This window comes from Marinomonas sp. TW1, from assembly GCF_001625355.1.
In the GTDB taxonomy this organism is placed as follows: Bacteria; Pseudomonadota; Gammaproteobacteria; order Pseudomonadales; family Marinomonadaceae; genus Marinomonas.
Genome location: NZ_JSEE01000011.1, coordinates 1 through 22218 on the forward strand (window position 1 = coordinate 1; position 22218 = coordinate 22218).

At 44.0% G+C, this 22218-nt stretch carries 18 protein-coding genes; 7 read left to right on the forward strand and 11 right to left on the reverse strand.

Annotated elements, in window-relative coordinates; translation table 11 throughout:
• Positions 1 to 161 precede the first annotated feature (161 nt).
• From OA79_RS11095 to OA79_RS11125, 7 genes are all read right to left on the reverse strand, one after another.
• Positions 162 to 992 carry a carbon-nitrogen hydrolase family protein gene (locus OA79_RS11095; protein ID WP_063333314.1) on the reverse strand — a complete coding sequence of 277 codons (831 nt, stop codon included), beginning with the start codon at positions 990 to 992 and terminating at the stop codon, positions 162 to 164.
• Positions 992 to 4840, reverse strand: a complete 3849-nt coding sequence (locus OA79_RS11100; protein ID WP_063333315.1) for a YhdP family protein — start codon at positions 4838 to 4840, stop codon at positions 992 to 994. The genes OA79_RS11095 and OA79_RS11100 overlap by 1 nt, the downstream gene beginning before the upstream one ends.
• A gap of 17 nt (positions 4841 to 4857) precedes the next feature.
• On the reverse strand, positions 4858 to 6312 hold the full coding sequence (gene rng, locus OA79_RS11105) for a ribonuclease G (RefSeq protein WP_063333316.1): 1455 nt from the start codon (positions 6310 to 6312) through the stop codon (positions 4858 to 4860).
• A complete protein-coding gene (locus OA79_RS11110; protein WP_063333317.1) occupies positions 6305 to 6919 on the reverse strand; it encodes a Maf family protein in 615 nt (204 codons plus the stop codon). Before OA79_RS11110 ends, rng begins: the two co-directional genes overlap by 8 nt.
• 18 nt (positions 6920 to 6937) lie before the next feature.
• Positions 6938 to 7411: a rod shape-determining protein MreD gene (gene mreD / locus OA79_RS11115; protein WP_063333318.1), complete on the reverse strand. Its 474-nt coding sequence runs from the start codon at positions 7409 to 7411 to the stop codon at positions 6938 to 6940.
• Entirely contained in the window at positions 7411 to 8193 is a 783-nt protein-coding gene (mreC, locus tag OA79_RS11120) for a rod shape-determining protein MreC (protein ID WP_269447834.1), read from the reverse strand. Before mreC ends, mreD begins: the two co-directional genes overlap by 1 nt.
• Positions 8194 to 8260: 67 nt before the next feature.
• On the reverse strand, positions 8261 to 9304 hold the full coding sequence (locus OA79_RS11125) for a rod shape-determining protein (protein ID WP_063333319.1): 1044 nt from the start codon (positions 9302 to 9304) through the stop codon (positions 8261 to 8263).
• Between the two features lie 236 nt (positions 9305 to 9540).
• Here OA79_RS11125 and gatC point away from each other — a divergent pair, with 236 nt between their 5' ends.
• From gatC to gatB, 3 genes are read left to right on the forward strand one after another with little or no spacing between them, the layout of a single operon-like run.
• On the forward strand, positions 9541 to 9828 hold the full coding sequence (gene gatC, locus OA79_RS11130) for an Asp-tRNA(Asn)/Glu-tRNA(Gln) amidotransferase subunit GatC (protein WP_063333320.1): 288 nt from the start codon (positions 9541 to 9543) through the stop codon (positions 9826 to 9828).
• A gap of 11 nt (positions 9829 to 9839) precedes the next feature.
• Positions 9840 to 11300, forward strand: a complete 1461-nt coding sequence (gene gatA / locus OA79_RS11135; protein ID WP_063333321.1) for an Asp-tRNA(Asn)/Glu-tRNA(Gln) amidotransferase subunit GatA — start codon at positions 9840 to 9842, stop codon at positions 11298 to 11300.
• A 2-nt stretch (positions 11301 to 11302) separates the two neighbouring features.
• Complete coding sequence (gatB, locus tag OA79_RS11140; RefSeq protein ID WP_063333322.1) at positions 11303 to 12748, forward strand: Asp-tRNA(Asn)/Glu-tRNA(Gln) amidotransferase subunit GatB; 1446 nt, start codon at positions 11303 to 11305, stop codon at positions 12746 to 12748.
• Positions 12749 to 12816: 68 nt separating this feature from the next.
• Here the strand turns inward: gatB and OA79_RS11145 are convergent, their stop codons facing one another.
• Complete coding sequence (locus OA79_RS11145) at positions 12817 to 14055, reverse strand: GGDEF domain-containing response regulator (protein WP_063333323.1); 1239 nt, start codon at positions 14053 to 14055, stop codon at positions 12817 to 12819.
• Between the two features lie 158 nt (positions 14056 to 14213).
• On the opposite strand from OA79_RS11145, the gene OA79_RS18365 reads away from it, so the two are divergent.
• Together OA79_RS18365 and OA79_RS11155 are read left to right on the forward strand one after the other, a co-directional pair.
• A complete protein-coding gene (locus tag OA79_RS18365) occupies positions 14214 to 14498 on the forward strand; it encodes a YkgJ family cysteine cluster protein (protein ID WP_082825456.1) in 285 nt (94 codons plus the stop codon).
• Complete coding sequence (locus tag OA79_RS11155; RefSeq protein ID WP_063333325.1) at positions 14495 to 16165, forward strand: L,D-transpeptidase family protein; 1671 nt, start codon at positions 14495 to 14497, stop codon at positions 16163 to 16165. The genes OA79_RS18365 and OA79_RS11155 overlap by 4 nt, the downstream gene beginning before the upstream one ends.
• A gap of 59 nt (positions 16166 to 16224) precedes the next feature.
• Here the strand turns inward: OA79_RS11155 and rlmM are convergent, their stop codons facing one another.
• The 3 genes from rlmM to OA79_RS11170 all read right to left on the reverse strand — a co-directional run bounded on the left by rlmM (position 16225) and on the right by OA79_RS11170 (position 19192).
• Positions 16225 to 17277, reverse strand: a complete 1053-nt coding sequence (rlmM, locus tag OA79_RS11160; protein WP_063333326.1) for a 23S rRNA (cytidine(2498)-2'-O)-methyltransferase RlmM — start codon at positions 17275 to 17277, stop codon at positions 16225 to 16227.
• 41 nt (positions 17278 to 17318) lie between these two features.
• A complete protein-coding gene (locus OA79_RS11165) occupies positions 17319 to 17993 on the reverse strand; it encodes a pseudouridine synthase (RefSeq protein WP_063333327.1) in 675 nt (224 codons plus the stop codon).
• A gap of 101 nt (positions 17994 to 18094) precedes the next feature.
• On the reverse strand, positions 18095 to 19192 hold the full coding sequence (locus OA79_RS11170) for a GGDEF domain-containing protein (protein ID WP_063333328.1): 1098 nt from the start codon (positions 19190 to 19192) through the stop codon (positions 18095 to 18097).
• A gap of 403 nt (positions 19193 to 19595) precedes the next feature.
• Between OA79_RS11170 and OA79_RS11175 the strand changes: the two genes are divergently transcribed.
• Together OA79_RS11175 and OA79_RS11180 are read left to right on the forward strand one after the other, a co-directional pair.
• On the forward strand, positions 19596 to 21149 hold the full coding sequence (locus OA79_RS11175; protein ID WP_063333442.1) for an ABC transporter ATP-binding protein: 1554 nt from the start codon (positions 19596 to 19598) through the stop codon (positions 21147 to 21149).
• Complete coding sequence (locus OA79_RS11180) at positions 21146 to 22213, forward strand: ABC transporter permease (protein WP_063333329.1); 1068 nt, start codon at positions 21146 to 21148, stop codon at positions 22211 to 22213. The genes OA79_RS11175 and OA79_RS11180 overlap by 4 nt, the downstream gene beginning before the upstream one ends.
• The last annotated feature ends 5 nt before the right edge of the window (positions 22214 to 22218 follow it).

Genomic DNA, 22218 nt, shown 5'->3' on the forward strand with positions numbered 1-22218 from the left:
TTCGGGCAATGGATCTTGAGCCTTGGTGTTGAGATAACTTGGCTAAAGACAGTTTAAATGCTCTGTGATATTTGGACATAAAAAGACCCCCAGTAATTGGAATGTCCAACTATTGGGGGTCAGTTCATTGCATCAAAACGGGCTTTTTTACGTCATCGTCATTACAAACGTCGATGGGACAAACAAGGCATTTTATCCCGGCATTTAACTAACTCTGATTTGTGGATTCTTTGCACAAAATAACCCGACTCTTCAGACAAAGATAATTGTTTTTCTCCGAAAGGCGAATATAAGCAGCTGTGACCATATGTTTGACGTTTTTCATTATGCCAACCACACTGATTCACCCCCAACACAAAGCATTGATTTTCTATTGCACGAGCTGCCAACAAGGTCGACCAATGAGCCTTCCCTGTGACATAAGTAAAGGCCGCAGGCACCAATAATAATTCCGCACCCTGTCCTGAAAGCTGGCGGTAAAGCTCAGGAAACCGTAGATCATAGCAAATACTTAGCCCCACCTTAAAGCCATCAATATCGACGACTTTGGGCAATAAATCACCCGGTTCAATCACCTCAGACTCTAAATAAGATCCCGCTTTATCATCGACGGTGACATCAAACAAATGAATTTTATCGTACCTTTCTATTAACTCTCCGTCCGGCCCAATCACCCACAAAGTTTGACGAACTCGTCCAGAGGATACAGGTTGACCCGATTCCGTTTGAATGGATGGATGAGAACCAATTACCAAATAAATACCCAAACCTTTCGCCAGCTCGGAGACTTCTGTCAGTATTTGCTGCTGAACATCTGACTCAGCGAGACGCCGCATGCCTTTGCCATCAAACAAAAACACATTTTCTGGCAACACCACTAGACGGGCACCCTCTTTAGCGGCCGCCGTCACCAAGCGTTTTACTTCTAAAAGATTTTCATGCCACACATTACTACTGGTCAATTGAATGGCGGCAACAGATAAGCTTTCCATTAATTTTTCCCTTGTTTTGGCTTATAGCGAACTGGCGTGATCTCTGGATCACTAAATGACCCTTTCACCTTATATTGGACACTGGTTACTTTTGAAATTTGATCGCCAATCAGCTTATCCGTAATGAATAATAGACCTGCCAATTGTGGCGTTCCCCAGATCAAACCCGCCAGAGGCAAAGTACCCGAAATAGGGAAAGTCGCCGTCAACGTTTCGTCCAGGGTTTCATCCACAATATTTGCCGTACCGGATAAATACAATTCCGCCGTTGGAGAAATAATAGAAACCGGCTTTTTGGTGGTTAATACACCGTCCTTCAGCTGCATTTCTCCATTAAACTCATCATAAGTTAAACCAGGTTCATAAATATCAGAAAAATCCAATGTTAAACGACGACTCAATGCGCCAATATTAAAAATGCCCAATGCTTTCAAAAAGGCAGGCAGTTCATCCACTTGGCTGAAATTTCCATCTTCGGCTGAGAATTTAATGTGACCAGTGACCGTCTCTCGATCAAAATGGAATGGATGACCATGCCAGCTTAACGCCACATCAATATTGAACGAGTCCGATGACACAAAGGCTTCATCTGAGAATTTACCCGTCAACTCGGCCAGATCCTTGCCTTTTGTGTTAATGTTAAACTCAACATTCGAACTTAAACCTGTATCCTGCCAAAACAAGCTAGCATTGAAATGGCCGGTTTTCAGTTTGGTTGAGATAGGCTCTATCCTTAAAGTATCGCCTTGTTGAGCAACCTTCAACTGCCAATCACCATATGGTTTTTCGTTTAAATACAACTCATCCACTGACAGAGTCATATTCGGCACATCTTGCGCTGCAATCGGTGCCCGATCCGCCCCATTCGAGTTCACATCCGGCTTACTATTGAGATCGTCACCAGCAGAAAGTTCATCTTCTTTTGCAAAGCGCCAACTGAGAAAACCAAAATGCAAATCTGGCTGACCATTAATATCTCGTAGCGCAAAATCCACTTCGTCAGCATTCACCAGTAAGGTTTTATTTTGCGACCCATCGTAACGAATTTTGAGGTTATTCCATTGATTGTTGGTGTTTATATCAAGCTGATCAATGATTAAATCGATTCTGGAAAGCAAAGCAGGTGGTCCGGTTTCTGGCGCTTTAGAAGCCTCTAACTCTTGATGTAGACCAAGCATAATATCCTGCCAAGCGGAAACAGATAGATGCTCCAGCTCACCACGAATGACCAACCCTTTTGGAATGGTCTTGGCAAAGGGCATCGTTTTTGTTGTATTTAACAATAACTCCCCTCCCGTGAACCCGTTGCTTTGCATTAAGAAGCGCCCCTGAGAAAGCCCATCATAATTAATGTCCACCACTAGGTCTTGCTCATGCTGCATTAGCTTAACTTCCAGTGATTTACTTTCGTCAGACACTTTCCCAACAGGCGCAGGCAATGACAACGCGACTCCCTGCAGATCACTTTTAATATTAAGATCCACCTGGCCATCTTGTGATTGATTGACCGCTAATTTACCTCGATAGAGAGTTGTGCCAGATATTTGGCTAATAACAGCCTCAGGAAATTTATGCCATTGAGCAATTCGTTGCGGCTGCACCTCACCAGAGAGGTCTCCTAAGACAGATATGCCTTGTTCAGATTGCGTGGAAGATAAAGTGAGATGGGACTGACCACCAAATAACGTGGCATCAAACTCAGACCCTAGTAAACCGTTTTCTGAGTCGTATTTGAGCTGACCTTGATCAATCTCTAGACTCAAACCAATATCCCCAATGGTCAATGGATTCTGAGCAAAATCGACCTGCAAATCGACTTTAGGCGTAAGCTGCTCACTAAATGGTATTGATATATCGAATCGTCCGTTTATCTCACCCGCTAATTGCCAATTCTCAAAAGGCTTCAATACGGAGTCAGCCAACGGGCTTGCAGACAACATAGAAAGCACATTTTTCGAATCTTCTATCATCTCTCCCTTAATGTTTAACCAATCCGCTTTACCGTTCACAACGGGGACAGAAATAGCTAGGTTTGAGATTGGCAAGCTTTGCATCATAGCGGAATCAACTTGAACAAGAACGCCGGATTTATCCAACTCAAAATGACCATTCACCTTATTTGCGGTCGGCCAATTTTTGTCAAAGGTTAAGGATAAATCACTCACGTCCATCTGAAGTCGAACATGGGAATCATAGTTATCCGACAAATTACTGTGTATTAGCAGATCAAAACTGTCCACTTGACCGGCATTTGCAAAAGACCCTTCTAACCATTGATCAAGATCTTTATTAAGTACCTTGGGTGGCACATAGGTCAGACGATCCATCACTGGCAGATTGTCACCATGCAAATCCAGGGCAATCCAGTCAGGCAGATCCTGACGAACCTCAAGGCGAAAACCACCTTGAACATTCGCCCCATTTCGCTCGATCATTAAATCTTGCCCAGCCACCAAATAAATATCTTGCTGCTTTTGCCAACGAACATAACCCGATACAGACTGAGTTAACCAAGTATCATCATAAAGTTCATCAAACGCCAATTGACTATCATGACCAATAAAGTCGATGTAACCACTGGTGTCCGATAAGCCAAACACTGCATCAATATTATTGGCTCTCGGTATGCCATTATGCCCTTCAACAGAAGCCGATGCTAAATTGGTTACCAACTCAAAATGAGGCTCATCATCATTAAAATCTAACGTTAAACGCCCGTTTTTAGCGGTACCTCGTGGCGCTAACCCCGACAAAATTTTATACGCTCGAGCCTCCTCTGGTAATACTTGTCTCGCCAGCCCATTCATCAACTCAAGATTAAGTTGATCGAAAGATAAAGTAGCTCGACGGGTTAAGTCAGACCAATTAAGTGCCAAATTGCTAGCGGCATAAGAGGTCCCATCCGTCTCAGCAAACGTAAGATCTTGAACCTCTAATTTGACACTCGGCTTGTCCAATTTAAGCTGCAAATTGGCTGCTGCAGACACTCGGTATTCCTCACCATTTTGAAAACCTAACTGCAACTTCGTTGACGCCAATTGAGCGGAGATTTCTTTGCCAACTAAAGCATTCAACCAAACATTACCACCAAAACGAGCTGTTTTGAGCGCAGGAATCTTATCTGACAGCAGCGCCGAAACCGGCAAATCAACCACTGGCATTGTTATCTCAGCATTTACTCGGTAATGCCCTAAAAACCCTAATGGCTCTTCGATCCTTGCATTGACTTGAAAAGGCTCTTTGCCATCGTCCAAATAAAATGTAGAAGTTAACAGTGACTCGAATTGTTTTTGAAAGAGATAAATTTCAGGAAAGGCAATGCGATGGAAACCTAGGCGCTCACTGTGCAATTGTAAGCGGGCTTCTTGAATAGAAAAGTTTTTCTGGGCGGATAAATAGCCCAATACCCTTTCTAGACCAATCTCATCATTGACTTGTTGTTTTGCCTCAGCGCCATTTAAACGCCATTGTCCATCCGTCTCTTGCAAGGAAATGACGGGGCTAACAAAACGAATATAGGTAAACTGAGGCTGCAACGTAAGCAAAGAATGGATGGTATCAATGCGCACTCGCACTTCATCGATATCAATCGCTGGCGTGCCATTTGCCGTCAATCGAAAGTCAGACACCGAAAAAATCGGATCGACACCCTCTAAGGCACCATCTACCGGACCTAAACTGACAGGATAACCCGTTATTTGCGTCAGATTGCGCTCGATTTGAGGACGATAATTGTCCAAATACGGCAGCAAATAACCAACACTGGACGCAAACACAGCCAGTATGATGGAAAATGTGACAAGCCCCCAAAAACAAAACAGGGTTAGCTTGCGGAATATCCAACTCATGTTAAAAAGCCATTCAATTAGCGAAGCACAACATCATATTGATCTTGCGTATAGACAGAGTCAACCTGAAAGCGAATGGTTTTACCAATGAAGGCTTCCAATTCGGCAACAGCCGCACTTTCTTCGTCTAAAAACCGCTCAACCACAGAAGTGGATGCCAAGACAGTATAAGTTTGCGAGTCATAAGCACGATCAGCCCGTAGAATTTCACGAAACACTTCGTAGCAAACCGTTTCAGGTGTTTTCACCAAGCCACTGCCACGACAGGCACGACAAGGTTCACACAAAGTCTGACCAAGGCTTTCACGAGTTCGCTTACGCGTCATCTCGACTAAACCAAGTTCAGAGACACCAGTAATCTTCGTTTTCGCATGATCGGTATCTAGTACCTTTTCAAGCATGCGTAACACCTGGCGCTTATGCTCTTCGTCTTCCATATCAATGAAGTCGATAATGATGATGCCACCAAGGTTTCTAAGTCGTAATTGGCGTCCAATGGCCGTTGCGGCTTCCAAATTTGTCTTATAGATGGTTTCTTCAAGATTTCGGCTACCAACAAACGCACCCGTGTTCACATCGATGGTGGTCATCGACTCAGTTTGCTCAACCAATAAATAACCACCAGACTTAAGCTGGACTTTTCGATCTAACGCTTTATGAATTTCATCTTCGACACTGTATAAGTCGAAAATAGGACGCTCACCAGGATAATACTCAATCCGTCCGACCAACTCAGGAATGAAGTCATCCGCAAACGAACGCAATTTGGCATAATTCTCTTTTGAGTCTATACGTATTTTTTCAGTTGTGAGGCTAACCAAATCTCGCATGGTACGAAGATGCAAAGGTAGATCTTCGTATATGACAGAGGGGGCTTTGGCATTTTTCATACGACGCTTTACGGATTGCCAAAGACGCGTAAGGAACTTGATATCCGCCAGAATTTCTTCTTCGCCAGCCCTTTCAGCCGCAGTCCGTAAAATATAACCACTGTTTTCATCCGCATCCGTCAAAGCTTCCGAGACCAACAGCTTAAGACGATCACGTTCTTGTTCATCTTCAATCCGTTGACTCACACCAACGTGAGATTGATCTGGCATATAAACTAAGTAACGAGACGGTATAGAAAGATGAGTCGTTAAGCGCGCACCCTTGCTGCTAATAGGATCTTTTGTCACTTGCACGACCAATGACTGACCCTCACGAAGGTAGTCACCAATTTGATCACTCGGGTTCACCGCATCTCGATCGGCCACTTCAGAAACATGAATAAAAGCCGCTCGCTCCAAACCAATATCAACAAAAGCCGCCTGCATTCCAGGCAAAACACGAACAACTTTGCCCTGATAAATATTACCAACAATGCCCTTACGGCTAGAACGTTCAATGTAAACTTCTTGCAATACCCCATTTTCAACGAGGGCAACTCGAATTTCCATGGGAGTGACATTAATGAGTACGTCTTCACTCATGAGACACCTCCTCTAAAGAATGAATTCCAAATTGTGATAACAGCTGCGCGCATTCAAACAAAGGCAAGCCAACAACCGCCGAATAAGAGCCTTGCATGGACTCAACAAACACAGCGCCGAGCCCTTGAATCGCATAAGAGCCAGCTTTATCCTGTGGTTCGCCACTACGCCAGTAGTGCTCAATTTCAAGGTCCGAAATAGCACGAAATCTCACCTCTGTATTCACACAAGTTGACACCTTATGGTCACCAGATAAATTCATAAGGCACAAAGACGTCATGACTTGATGATTTCGTCCAGACAGCAAACGCAGCATCTGCTTTGCTTCCTCTAGATTAGCAGGCTTACCTAAAATTTTCTGATCGACCACCACACTAGTGTCTGATGCAACGAAAATAACAGGGGATGAAGTAGGAGTATGAAAAGCAGAAGGGAATTTAGCGGCTGCAGCAATGGCTTTTTCTTCCGCCATTCTTAATACATAGTCTTGCGGTATTTCCTGAGTCCGCGGTGTTTCGTTTATGTCTGCCGGCAGGACCTCAAACTCTCTCACTAAGAGACTTAACAGCTCTTTTCTTCTGGGGGAGGCCGAGGCCAATACAAGCATAAAAATGTCCTATTAAAATTATCTAATCGAGTAAATGCGCCGTACACTGCGTAGAATAATAAAAGACCATGGCCATAGAAGGCCAGTGACAACAGCAGGCATAAAAATAAGCAAAGTAGGTTCAGCATAGCCTAAATAGTGGTCAATCCAAAAATCGACTAGCTGATTTACGCTCACTAAAACAGCAACAAAAACCCCTTGCTGCCAACGGTGGTACATTCTCAGTCGTTGATAAAACAAAGCGCAAGTGTAGGAAATAATGACGTAAGTTAATGAGTGTTGGCCAATAATACCGCCTTGCAGTAAGTCTACCATTAACCCCAGAACCCAAGCTAAGCCAACACCGACTCGGAAAGGTAAAGCGATTACCCAATACAAGATTACCAGCAGCGCCCATTCTGGACGAAACCACAAAAACTCTTCAGGGAAAGGAATCGCCTCTAACATCAAAGCGGTCAACAAGGTAATCATAAAGACTACTAATGGTTTCATTATCGCCCTGCCCCAGATTTTTCAATTAACATGACATGTCGACTCCGGCCTAACTGAGCCAAAGGAACAACATCAACACTAGCGTAGGATTGACCAGATAATAATTTGACGCTTTTTACGACACCAACAGGGTAACCACGAGGAAAGCGTTTATCCAATCCTGACGTGGTTAATACATCACCTTTCTTAATATCAATCGAGCGGGGCACACTTAACAGCTCCATGCGTTTCAAGTCCCCTGTTCCTTTGAGAATGCCGCGAAAGCCTGTTCGAGCAAGCTGTACAGGAACAAAATGACTGGCATCCGCAATCAGCAACACACGACTGCTGTAAGCGGCTGTTTCAATGACTTGACCAAGCACACCAGTGGCATCCAACACTGGCTGACCAATATAGGCTCCAGACGAAAAACCCTTATCAATCATAATTCGGTGGCTGTAGGCATTCTGATCGAAACCAATTACCTCAGCCATGACAATCTTTTCATCAACCCGTTGCGACGCGTCCAGCAGCTCTCGCAAACGTACGTTTTCAGCCTGTAATGACTCCAGTCGCTGCTGTTTACTGCGCAACACCAAAATCTCAGACAGTAACGCTTGATTCTCTTTTACCAAACCTTCGCGGCTTTCTAAATGTTCGCCAGCCCAGTAAAAAAGTTTCTTTGGCGCATTCACCACTTCCTGTATTGGCGTCACAATGAGACTCAAATACGGTCTCACTTGTGAGAATACAGCATAGCGGACATCAGCAACGATCATGATAATAGACAAAATAACAAGCACTACAAATCGAGCGCTTGATATCTTACCGCCAAAAAGAAGCGAATTATTAATGTGAAGCTCCTAACCTTTACTCGTTATCAGCAGTAAATAGTTCAGAGGCATGCTTATCCATTAATTCCATTGCCATACCGCCACCGCGGGCAACACAAGTCAACGGATCATCAGCAATAATCACAGGCAAACCCGTTTCTTCACTAATCAGACGATCTAGCTCGCGAAGCAAAGCACCACCACCAGTTAACACCAAACCGGTTTCACCAATGTCTGCAGCCAATTCAGGTGGAGATTGTTCTAACACACCTTTCACCGCTTGAACGATTTGCGCCAATGGCTCTTGCAACGCTTCCAAAATTTCATTGCTATTTAGAACAAATGAACGAGGAATACCTTCCGCAAGGTTTCGACCACGCACGTCAATCTGCAACTCTTCACCTGTCGCGTAAGCCATGCCGATTTCTTTCTTGATTCGTTCAGCGGTAGCATCACCAATCAGACTGCCATACTGACGACGTACATAAGTCGTAATCGCCTCATCAAAGCGGTCGCCACCAACACGAATAGATTCTGATGTTACGATACCGTTTAGGGAAATAATGGCGATTTCAGTAGTACCACCACCGATGTCAATAACCATAGAACCTGACGCTTCCGCAACAGGAAGGCCAGCACCAATTGCTGCCGCCATTGGCTCTTCAATAATATAAACTTCGCGGGCACCAGCACCTAACGCTGACTCTTTAATGGCACGTCGTTCTACTTGAGTAGATTTACAAGGCACACAAACCAACACACGCGGGCTTGGCTTCAAAAAACTATTTTCGTGTACTTTCGAAATAAAGTACTGCAACATTTTTTCTGTCACATGGAAATCTGCAATGACACCATCTTTCATTGGTCGAATCGCAGTAATGTTACCAGGCGTACGACCTAACATGCGCTTAGCATCCGTTCCCACAGAAGCAACTGTCTTTTGGTTTCCGTTATGACGAATAGCAACCACAGAAGGCTCATCCAGAACAATTCCGCGATCACGAACGTAAATAAGGGTATTTGCCGTTCCTAGGTCAATAGACAAATCGCTTGAAAACATTCCCCTGATTTTCTTAAACATGAATTATTACACCCTAATAAATACGATACGAACAGCTACAAAATGTAACAATCACTCGACCAATGGGCAAGCAATTCCAGTCAAATAATAAAATTCTTCTGATGAATCAATCTAAAACAGGTTTATCGGCCCGTGTTTTCAAATAAAACTCGGTTTTTCACTGAGTTAGCTTTATAGGCATGCAACTAAAGGATACAATCAAGGCATTTACGACAATCGAAAGAATCAGGTGGAACATGTCCATAGACAAACAAGACGTGCAGAAAATTGCACACTTGGCTCGCCTTGCCTTAACGGAGGCAGATGCCGAACAATATCAGCAATCACTTTCCAGCGTTTTATCTCTTGTTGAACAGATGCAATCTGTCAATACAGATGGTATCGAACCCTTGTCCAATCCCCTTGAAATGACGCAGCGTTTACGTGACGACGTGGTAACAGAAGACAATCGTCGTGACGATTTCTTAGTGAATGCACCGCAAACCGAAGCGGGCTTATTCCTTGTACCTAAAGTGATTGATTAAGAGAGACAAGCATGTTTGACCAAAGCATCTCGACGTTAGCCGCGCAGTTGCGCAATAAAGACATTTCCAGCGTTGAATTAACTCGCTACTTTTTAGACCGAATTACTAAGCTTGATCCTCAGCTTAATAGCTACATCACTCTCAGTGAAGACGTCGCACTTAAACAAGCCGCTCATGCGGATACGCAGATTCAAAATGGCAATGCTAGTCTACTAACTGGCATTCCGATTGCTCACAAAGATCTATTTTGCACCGCAGGCACATTGACAACGTGCGGTTCAAAAATGCTTAACAACTTCGTTCCGCCCTATGAATCAACGGTTACTAGCCGACTACAAAACGCAGGAGCCGTCATGTTGGGCAAAACCAACATGGACGAATTTGCCATGGGCTCTTCAAATGAAAACAGCTATTACGGTGCGGTTAAAAACCCTTGGAACTTAGACACAGTTCCTGGTGGTTCTTCTGGTGGTTCTGCGGCGGCTGTAGCGGCTGGTTTGGCGATTGCCGCCACGGGCACCGACACCGGCGGATCCATTCGCCAACCGGCGTCATTTTGTGGTATCACAGGTTTAAAACCAACCTATGGTCGTGTGTCACGCTTCGGCATGATTGCTTACGCTTCAAGCCTTGATCAAGCTGGCCCAATGGCTAAAAGCGCTGAAGACTGCGCACATCTTATGCAGGCTATGGCCGGATTCGATGATAAAGACTCGACCTCATCTGAAACGCCAAACGATGATTATCTAAGCAACTTGAATGCCCCGCTAAGTGGCTTAAAAATTGGCCTACCGAAAGAATATTTCGGCGAAGGATTAGATGCTGGTGTGGCAGATGTCATCATGGCGGCCGTGAAAGAATTTGAAAACCTTGGCGCCGAAGTCAAAGAAATCTCTCTTCCAAACCTTAACCTGAGCATTCCGTCTTACTATGTGATCGCGCCATCGGAGGCCTCTTCCAACCTGTCACGTTTTGATGGTGTCCGTTTCGGCCATCGCTGTGAAGACCCTAAAGACTTGCTTGATATGTACATGCGTTCGAGAGCGGAAGGCTTTGGTCAAGAAGTTCAAAAACGTATTATGGTTGGTACCTATGCTTTATCGGAAGGCTATTACGATGCCTACTATTTAAAAGCACAAAAGATTCGTCGCTTAATCAAACAAGATTTTACCAATGCCCTACAGGAAGTCGATGTGATTATGGGGCCTGTTGCACCTACCACAGCCTTCGGCCTTGGCAGTAAAACGAACGACCCTGTCGCCATGTACTTAGAAGACATCTACACCTTGTCAGTCAACCTAGCAGGCATTCCTGCCATGTCCATACCAGCAGGCTTTGCAAACAAAATGCCCGTTGGCTTACAAATCATGGGCAACTACTTTGCTGAAGCTAAGCTTCTGAACGTAGCCCATCAATACCAGCAGAACACTGACTGGCATCGACAAACACCTGACATGGCAAAAGGAGCATAAAGATGAATTGGGAAGTTGTTATTGGCCTTGAGATTCATACCCAGCTCTCAACCAAATCAAAACTGTTTTCTGGTGCTGCTGTTGGCTTTGGTGCAGAACCAAACACCCAAACCACGCTAGTTGATCTCGGCATGCCAGGCGCGCTACCAGTGTTTAACAAAGAAGCATTGCGCATGGCGGTTATGTTTGGTCATGCGATTAATGCAGAAATTGGTATGACGTCCGTTTTTGCTCGTAAAAATTACTTTTACCCTGACCTTCCTAAAGGTTACCAGACCAGCCAAATGGATCACCCCATCGTTGGCAAAGGCTACCTAGACGTTACCCTTGATGACGGTACGACGTCACGCGTAGGCATTACTCGCGCGCACTTGGAAGAAGATGCGGGCAAGTCTTTGCACGAAGACTTCCATGGCATGACAGGAATCGACTTAAACCGCTCCAGCACACCGCTGCTGGAGATCGTTTCTGAGCCAGACATTCGCTCTGCCAAAGAAGCCGTGGCTTACGTCAAAATGATTCACTCTATCGTCACCTACCTAGGCATTTGCGATGGCAACATGGCGGAAGGCTCAATGCGCTGTGACATCAACTTATCGCTGCGCCCTAAAGGCCAAAAAGAGTACGGAACCCGAACAGAAATCAAGAACGTAAACTCTTTCCGCTTTATCGAAAAAGCCATTTATACTGAGATCGAACGTCAATCAGACATCCTAGAAGATGGCGGCAAGATTGTTCAAGAAACACGTTTGTACGATCCAGAAAAAAATGAAACTCGCAGCATGCGTTCAAAAGAAGATGCTAACGACTACCGCTACTTCCCTTGCCCAGACTTGCTGCCGATTGAATTGACAGAAGCATACGTTGAAGAGATTCGACAGACTCTACCAGAGCTACCTTCTCAGAAAGCTGCTCGCTTCCAAAGCGAATACAAATTGAGCGAGTACGATGCCCATGTTCTGTCCTCTTCTCGCGCCATGGCAGACTATTTTGAAACCGCCAACAAGCAAGTTAAAGATGCTAAATTGACGGCCAACTGGGTTATGGGTGAGCTCAGCAAAACCCTTAATCAAGAGCAACTTGAAATTGCACAATCCACTGTTTCAGCGGAAGCATTTGGCGAGCTGTTAATTCGCATCAAAGACAATACAATCAATGGCAAAACAGCCAAAGACGTATTTCAGGCCATGTGGCTAGGCGAAGGCTCTGCGGATCAGATCATTGATGCCAAAGGCCTAAAACAGGTAACCGACACGGGCGCGATTGAAAGCATGATTCAAACCATTCTGGATGCCAACCAAGCACAAGTGGAGCAATATCGTGCGGCAGATGAAGACAAGCAAAAGAAAATGATTGGCTTCTTTGTTGGCCAAGTCATGAAAGCCTCTCAAGGCAAAGCCAACCCTGGGATCGTCAACCCTATCTTGGCAAAAATGCTAAAAGGGTAATGTTTCACACGGTGAAAATCAAAAACGCCGCTCATAATGAGCGGCGTTTTTTTAACTAACATTAAACATTAATCTGCGACAATTTGATCACGACCGAGGCGTTTCGCCTCATACAGATTATCATCGGCAATTTTGATCGCCTTCTCTAAGGAATCAAATTCTTTCCCACACACACCAATACTGCACGTCACTTTAATCTTAGCTTCAGTAAACTCTTTTTCCCGAATATCCTGCAAAAAAGCCTCTAACTTAGGCATTAATTCATCCACCGACTCATTAGCGGCCACACAGAACTCTTCGCCACCAAAACGACAAGCAAGCAACCCAGGGAAATGCATCATGACTTCCTGACCAACGGCCTGTAATAGATCGTCTCCCACGACATGACCATAAGTATCATTTACCTGTTTAAAATGATCTAAGTCCAACATCGCTAAAGAGGCATTTGGAATGGACTTACGGAACATTCTCTCACCATCATCAAACAGATAACGGCGGTTTTTTAACTTGGTTAAAGGGTCGATATTAGCCAGTTCTCGAATGGTCTCCAACATCTCCTGAGCTTCCAGGTTATGCACCACACGACAATGAAACTCTTCATGATAAAAAGGCTTCTTCAAAAAATCATTCGCACCAGCTTTAATAAACTTAGCAGACAATGAATTATCGCCTTCTGCCGACAAACCAATAATCACAAGGTCTTGAAAACGCGCATTATGGCGAAGCATACGAACCAAATCGTAGCCGTTAATATGCGGCATATTATGATCTGTTATGAGCATGCGAATAGTGTCGTCTGATTCTAGCTTCGCCAGCGCTTCTTGACCATCCTCGGCCTCTATGACATTAAATCGGTATTGCTCTAGCAATATCTTGATAAACAATCGACTGGTCGAAGAGTCTTCCGCCACCAAGACTTTTACGTCTCGGTTTTTTCTTAGTCGCTCAACCACCTTGATAACATGATTAAACGAATATCGGCTGTCTTTGGTGATGTAATCCAGCACGCCTTTATTCAGCAAACTCAGCCTTTGATCATCATCAAAGTTGCCAGTCAACACAACACAAGGAATGTGATGAGACAGAACCAAATCGACAATTTCGCCATTTTCAGCATCTGGCAAATTTAAATCGACAATGGCCGCAAAAAATTCGCCTTTCGAGGTTTCAATTTTTGTCTGCGCTTCTTTATAGTTTGAGCATAAGACAGGTATAAAATTAGGGTTTTGAGACAACAAATGATTTAGTACCTTTAAGACAACGGGGCTATCTTCTACCACCAACACCTTGAGCTCATCTGACACCATCAATCTACCTACTCCAATCGACACACAAATTTTCACGTAATTTTTGAATTATCCCCTATGACCCATCAATCCGATACTCTAAAATGGCGGCACAGAGTATCATTTTGTAAAGACTCCTATATCTTTACAGTATCCAGTTACAATACAGGTAATGAAACATGCAATGTCGGTCTGGTTGTGGTGCTTGCTGCACCGCCCCCTCTATTAGCTCCGCTATACTTGGCATGCCAAATGGCAAAGCGGCAGGTGAACCCTGCGTCCAACTCCTAGAGGATTTCCGCTGCGCCATTTTTAATGATCCAGCCAGACCAAAGGTTTGCGCTAGTTTTATGCCCGATGAAGACATTTGTGGCAGCTCAAGAGAAGAAGCGTTAACCATTATCTCTATTTTAGAAAATGACACCGCTTTCTTAAAAAGTTCACCGTCAAGGAAAACCATATGAAATCCCTAAAGCAGTTTGTTCCTGTTTTCTGCCTAGGCTTATTTTTAAGTGCTTGCTCCTCGCAAAGCAACAAACCACAATTCGTGATAGACCCACCCAGTGAAGCGCAAATCGCCACCAGCGTCAAAGAACAAGTCTCTTTAACGCTCAACGCCTTTACACCTGTCGCCGGTCAAGCGTTACCCAATAACACCGTATTAGCAGCCTATAAAGCAAGAGGCTATGAGCCTGTTTGGATTAAAGATAAGACCATCGACATGTCTATTTATAAGCTTGTCGATATCTTGCAAGAAGCTCACACACATGGTTTAAATCCAATTCATTACCATACTGACATTATCAAAAACTATCTTGAATTAAAGCAGCCAAGTTCTCAGCAACTCGCGGAAATGGACGTCATTGCGACCATTGCCCTCACCAGCTATGCTCACGATTTAAGTAACGGCCGTTACGAACCCCTATTGATTGACCCAAACTGGCAACTAGACGCGCCCAACAATAACTGGAAAGATCTACTGTATCTTGATTCTGCTGCCAGCATGGTCAATTCTTTACCCTTGCTTGCACCGCGCAGTCCACAATATCAAGTGTTACAGAAATGGTTAGTTTATTACCAAGATCTTGCTGCCAAAGAAAAAGACATCTTAATTGAAGCAGGCGTGCCGCTCTCACTTGGCGACGAAGGACCACGCGTTGCCCAACTTAGAGCCAGACTCGTTCAACTCGGCGATATTCGCTTCTCCACCCGTAAGATACAAGAAGATAGGTTCGATTCTCGGCTGAAAAAAGCCTTACAGAACTTCCAACGCCGTCACCACCTTATCGCAGATGGTGCCGCCGGTTCAAAAACCATTGAAATGCTTAATGTGCCACTGGCCACTCGAGCCAAGCAGATTGCCTACAACCTGGAAAGGTGGCGTTGGCTACCAAGCGAACTAGAAGCCAATCGAATCTGGGTAGATTTAACCAACTACACGGTTGATATGCACCTCAATGGTGAACTGACATCGATGAAGGTGGTCATTGGCAAAGCAGAACGAAAAACCCCAGTGTTTAAAGGCTTAATGACCTATATGGTCACCAATCCAACATGGCGAGTTCCCCATCGAATTGCCAGAGAAAACTTACTGCCTAAATTACAGTCAGATCCAAATTATTTGATAAAGCATGGCTATAAGCTGTATTCAAGTTGGAGCATTGGTGCAAAAGAATTGGATTCAACCAAAATCGATTGGAAAAACATCAGCCCAGAAAAACTCGCGTACCGCTTTGAACAAGAACCCGATGAAGGGAATGCACTAGGCCAATTCAAGTTTATGTTTCCGAATAAAAACGAAATTTACCTGCATGACACGCCAGCAAAACACTTGTTCAGAGAAAGAAACAGAGCCTTTAGCTCAGGTTGTGTTCGTCTAGAAGACCCACATGAGTTTGCCAAGCAAATCACCAAAGGCTCCAAGTCTTATAATGACATGCTAAACAAACTAAAAAACAACTCAAACAGTGTGGTGTCATTACCAAGCTACATTCCGGTTTATCTGGTGTACTTTACCGTTGTACCAAACGCTAACGGCATGCCGGAATTCCGCAACGACGTGTATCAGCGTGACGAGCTTATGGAAGAAGCCATGGGCTACATTGCTTTTCGATCAAGCGAATCCATCTAGTCAAAAAAAACGCGAGTAAAGTGCAAACCTTACTCGCGCTCTTCTTATTCTGTAGAGTATTACTTCACCATGATGCAAACCGTCACTTCTTCGCGATCATGATATAAATGCTTAACTTGATATTCATATCTAACCTTGGCTTTTTTCAGTAAAGACTCCATATTTGCTAAGCACAAACTGACTTCTTGGTAACGTTTTTTCATGGGTAATTTTAAATTGAAAACCGCTCGACGAGTAAAGCCTTTCGCCAACCAATTAGCCATCAAATCGGCTACTTTAACCGGCCTTTCCACCATATCACACACCAGCCAATCGACCGTTTGCGGCGGCTCAAATTTAAAACCATCGGCTTTCTCGTGTTGCACCAATCCCGTCGACATCAGCTCTTTCTGCATCGGCCCATTATCAACGGCAATCACATGAATACCACGCTTCACAAACTGATAAGTCCAACCGCCTGGAGCAGCCCCAAGGTCAACCGCTGTCATACCTTCAATTAGGTCATCTTCAAGTGTTTGCTGAGGCACAAATTGAAGAAAAGCCTCTTCCAGTTTGAGCGTTGAACGACTCGGCCCTGCCGCCGGAAAACGTAAGCGTCTAATTCCCATCGGAAATTCGCTACGACAAGCCGCATACGACACACCAAGGTAAGCCGATTGCCCATCCAACATAAATACATGATGACGAACACCAACGGCTTTGTTTCTTAGAACGCCTGAGCGCTTCCAACCTTCTCGCAAAGGCTTGTCTAATTTTTTGATCAAGCCGGACAGCGATTTGGCTTCATTCGTATCAGCGGTTTCAATGCAAATATCCTCAGCCAAGGGCAATTCCCTGGCCGCTTCTAGTAAGGACTGAACTCGACCACCTTGCTCCAAAGATAAGAGATCATTTGCCGCAATGATCTGGCGAGCAAATATAATACGATTAAAGTTCAACTGCTGAATCAAATTTTCACCAGCGTCTTCCTGTTCAAAGCAAAATACCACATAACCCGAATTTGCTTCTAATTTAGCGTAACCATAAAAGCCCTTACTGGCCGCCAGATCAGACAACTCAGCAGCACAATCTTTTTCAAAACCAGATCGGCAATAGGCAATAATATTTTTCATTCAATTTCCTTCTTGATTAGATGCGACTAACCAAGTCTTAATTAGTGTTTGAGTTGTGGCCACTTAAGTTTAGCTTCATCAAAGTGATTCACCACATGATCCAATAAAAGCGGACTAAAATGCTCCCCTAAAGAAGGCGAAACCTGATAACAAACAGGCTCACCACGCCATTCAAACGCGATTGAGTAGGCATGTAAATACCCTCGATCCGACGCGCCACCACCATATCGTTCGTCACCCAAAATAGGCGCCGCCACACTTTTTAATGCCACACGAATCTGATGCGTCTTGCCCGTCAAGGGTCTTAGCCAAAACAGTCTTTTGCCGTCTATATAGCTGGAAAAAAATTGTGTCACGGCCAGATTATCTTTATCTTTTGTCAGTTTCCACTGACCTCTTCGACTGACCTGCATCCCGCCCGTAATTGTACCTTGTTTTTTATTTGGTTTGCGTAGCGATAAGGCTAGATAACGTTTTTCCATTTTATGTTGGCTGAATAACTCACCAAATAAAGTCGCCGCGGCTTTGGTACAAGCCACCAGCAAGATTCCTGACGTCATTTTATCCAATCGATGCACGGGATAAAAATCACATTCTGGATAATCTTTATGCAAGGACTCCATAACCCCCATCGAATCAGACTCAGCATGAAAACTCATTCCAGCGGGTTTTTCGATTACCCAGTAATCCACACAAGTATGTATTATTTTGAGCAAGAAAGACCTCTCTCAGTATTCATAGGGAATTAAGAATTTAGCCAACAAGCTTATCCACAGAGAAAGTGGACAACTCATATGTCAATAGAAAACGAACAATTTCAATCTTGAAAATCAGGGGAGACAGAAACTCGGTTACGACCACTTCGTTTCGCTGCATACAAACCTCTATCAGCAGACGCTAGAATCTCTTCGTAACGAGTAACCTCAGACGTGATCGGAGCTAAACCAATGCTGATCGTCACAGGAATGATAATTCCTTTTTCAGTTTCAATGGTTAAACCCGCTATCGTTTGGCGCAAATGCTCCATCACCAATTCAGCTTGCGCCAGTTTGGTCTTTGGCATCAATATAATAAACTCTTCTCCACCGTAACGCCCGATTTTATCCGTTGTCCGAATAACGGATTGCATTTTCGCAGACACTTTGGCCAAAACAAAATCACCTGCCTCATGACCATACGTATCGTTAATTTTTTTAAAGTGATCCAAGTCCACAATCGCAAAAACACAGGTATCATGATTAATCACACAATCGGCAAAAATATTAACGGCATCGGCTAGCACTTTACGTCGATTGGATAATCCAGTTAATTCGTCTTTTTCAGCCAACACTCTTAAATGTTGATTGACGGATTTCAAACGGCTCATCACTAAATTGATAACGATGGAAAAATACAACGCAATAAAAAAGAATACCGAGACCAGCATAAAGCTTTGCTTAGATTCTGTCAGATATAAGCCTTTTAAACTCAAGTATTCACACATCAAAAACAATAAGGCAGTAATGGCCACGATAAGACCTTTAACAAACCTTTGGTCAGCACGGAAAACAATAAAAGAATACGCAATCACATGCACCAGAAGAAAATGAAAGCCACTTTCTGAGCCGAAATAAAACAGGGTTAAAATAGTGACCTGAGACATTTTTAAAATCGGCATTAGAATCTGGGCGCGAGAAAACTGCCCGCGATAATTATAACGTAATCCCAAACAGGCAAATAGAAGACTCAAGATGGATACAATCACAACCAGAGGGGAAAACGGCTGTGAAAACATAACAATCAAAAAGACACTGGCAAAGCAAAAAATCAGGTAGGAGAAATTCACCACATGCTTCTGGTTTACATCATTGGCATAATCGTCTTTAAAGCCAAAGTGCAAAATCGTATGTATTATTTTTTTAAGCGAAGAAAACACGGAATTCCCAATCTAAAGCGGTTCTGAATCATTAGAGAAGCGTAATGGTCGACTTCTATTAATAATCAATTAAAACATTCTACCGAATGCATAAGCTTTTTCCTACTGTCAGTTGACTCTTGTTCATTTATTAATATGAGCTAAGACAAGGAGTTCTGAATCTCATTAAGTCACCCACATTTATTTCTTATTTTGGCACGAATATTGATATGGAATAACCTAGAAAGCAACAAAGTTTAACTAATCGGTCAAAAAATAACATTTCGCCTTGTAAGCGCACAAGTAACGTACATACAGAGCTCCAAAATGGTGCGAGACACCAAAACAGCTTCATAAGTATGCACTACACTAGAAGTTGCTCTTGCAAGCCGATGAACGGCTTAGACAAAATGGTGCCAGTACCTTGAATAAACAACAAACCGCTTCACGCTTAGAGTTAATCGACATCACTAAGCAATACCCTGGCTGTCTTGCTAACGACAGCATCAATTTATGTCTACAACCTGGGGAAATTCATGCTTTACTAGGCGAAAATGGTGCCGGTAAAAGCACCCTAGTAAAAACCATCTATGGCGTTGTTGCGCCAGACAAAGGCGACATCCTTTGGGATGGTAAAGAAGTGACGATTAAATCCCCTTCTACCGCTAGAGATTTAGGCATTGGCATGGTGTTTCAGCATTTCTCTTTGTTTGAAACCTTAACCGTCAGCCAAAATATCGAACTTTGTTTAAGTCAAAAACATCTTGATAACATTGGGGATTTAGCCTCGAAAATACGCCAACTCTCCGAAGAGTATGGGTTAAATGTTGATCCACACAAATACGTTCATTCCCTTTCCATTGGCGAACGACAACGTGTTGAAATCATGCGTTGCCTAGTTCAGTCTGTGAAGCTTCTTATTCTAGATGAACCAACCTCGGTACTGACGCCGCAAGAAGTCTCCGGCTTATTTGATGTACTTAGAACCCTCTCTAAAGAAGGTTGTAGCATTCTATTTATCAGTCATAAATTGCATGAAGTTACTGAAATTTGCCATCAAGCCACCATTTTACGTGGTGGTAAAGTCGTTGATACCTGTGTACCAAGTGAAGAAACCCCTGCTTCGATCGCCAAAATGATGGTCGGAGATCTAGCAGAGCAAGAAACCCAGTACACTAAAAAGGAAGGCACTCATACCCTATTCAGCGCCAACAAGCTGTCTCTTCCCTCAAAACAACCTTTTGGCACCAGCTTAAAAAACATTCAGTTTGAACTTAAAGCGGGTGAAATTCTTGGCATTGCCGGTGTAGCGGGGAATGGCCAAGACGAACTCATGGCCATTATCAGTGGCGAAGACCATCGTGCGAATAAAACCAGTTTGAGCCTCGATCAGATGTACATTGGTCACTTATCTGCGGGAGACAGACGCAAACTTGGTATGGCTTATGTACCAGAAGAACGACTGGGGCGTGGTGCGGTACCAGATATGAGCTTGACTGAAAACACCTTGTTAACTCATAGCACAGGCTTTATCAAAAACGGTTTAGTACAATGGCAAGAGGCAAAAGAGTATGCCAGTCGTTTAATCAAAAAATACAACGTGAAGTGTCATGGTGAATTTTCAGAAGCCAAAAGCCTAAGCGGAGGCAACTTACAAAAGTTCATCATGGGACGAGAAATCGGTCAAAACCCAAAGCTCCTCATTTGCGCACACCCAACATGGGGCGTTGATGTTGGTGCCGCCCTCGCGATTCATCAAGCGTTATTAGACCTACGAGATCAAGGCGCCGCCATTCTGTTAATTTCAGAAGACATCGACGAGCTTTTTCTCCTCGCGGATCGCATGTCAGCTATTTGTGACGGTCATCTATCGCCTCAAGTCAAAACTCAAGACACTAACATTGATCAAATTGGTCAATGGATGGCAGGGACATTTATTGACACGCAACGCGAATTAACACAAGAGACACAATCATGATCCGCATTCAAGCTCGCACAGAGCCAAGTACATTAATGAAATTCGCTTCCCCCATCATCGCGATTGCCCTCACGCTATTATTTGGCTGTCTCTTATTTTCAGCCATCGGCAAAGATCCGATCCAAGCATTACACGTATTACTAATAGCGCCGTTATCAGACAGTTACAACATTGGCGAAATGTTCGTCAAAATGGGACCGCTGTTACTTTGCGCCGTTGGCCTCGCCATATGCTATCGCGCTAATATGTGGAACATTGGTGCAGAAGGACAATTACTAGCTGGCGCCTTAGGCGGCTCCGCCATGGCACTTTATTTCATCGATTCAGAATCTGTCATGGCCCTTCCCATTACCTTATTAGCCGGCATCGTATCTGGCATGTTGTGGTCTGCTATCCCCACTTTTTTAAAGCTGCGCTTTAATTCTAACCTGATATTAACCACCATCATGTTCAACTACATTGCCTTATATCTACTAATTTGGGCCGTTCACGGGCCATTGCGAGACCCACAAGGATTTGGCTTTCCTGAGTCAGCCTTATTCTCTGATGCCACCCTACTACCGACTTTATTTGAGTTCAGTCGCATTCACCTTGGTATTGTGTTTGCCGTCTTAGCCGGCTTCATTGGCTGGTTCATTCTGTCTAAAACCCATTTGGGGTTCCAAATAAGAGTATTAGGCGCTGACGAACCGGCTGCAAAATATGCTGGTTTTAACAGCAAAAAGCTCAGTTGGTTTGTCATGCTGTTCGCAGGCGCACTGGCAGGCTTAGCGGGCGTAAGTGAAACCACCGGCCCGATTGGACAGTTGGTACCCAACGTATCACCCGGTTACGGTTATTCCGCCATCATCGTTGCCTATCTAGGTCGCTTACATCCCATTGGGGCGATATTAGCCGCCGTCTTTATGGCCATTCTCTATATGGGAGGCGATTTAGCACAAATTGAAATGGGTATCCCTGTCGCCGTTGTCAGCATGTTCCAAGGGGTACTGCTGTTCTTCTTGTTGGCTTGCGATTTCTTCATTAATAACCGTCTTACGCTTTCTAACCAAGCGACGAACTAGGAGCT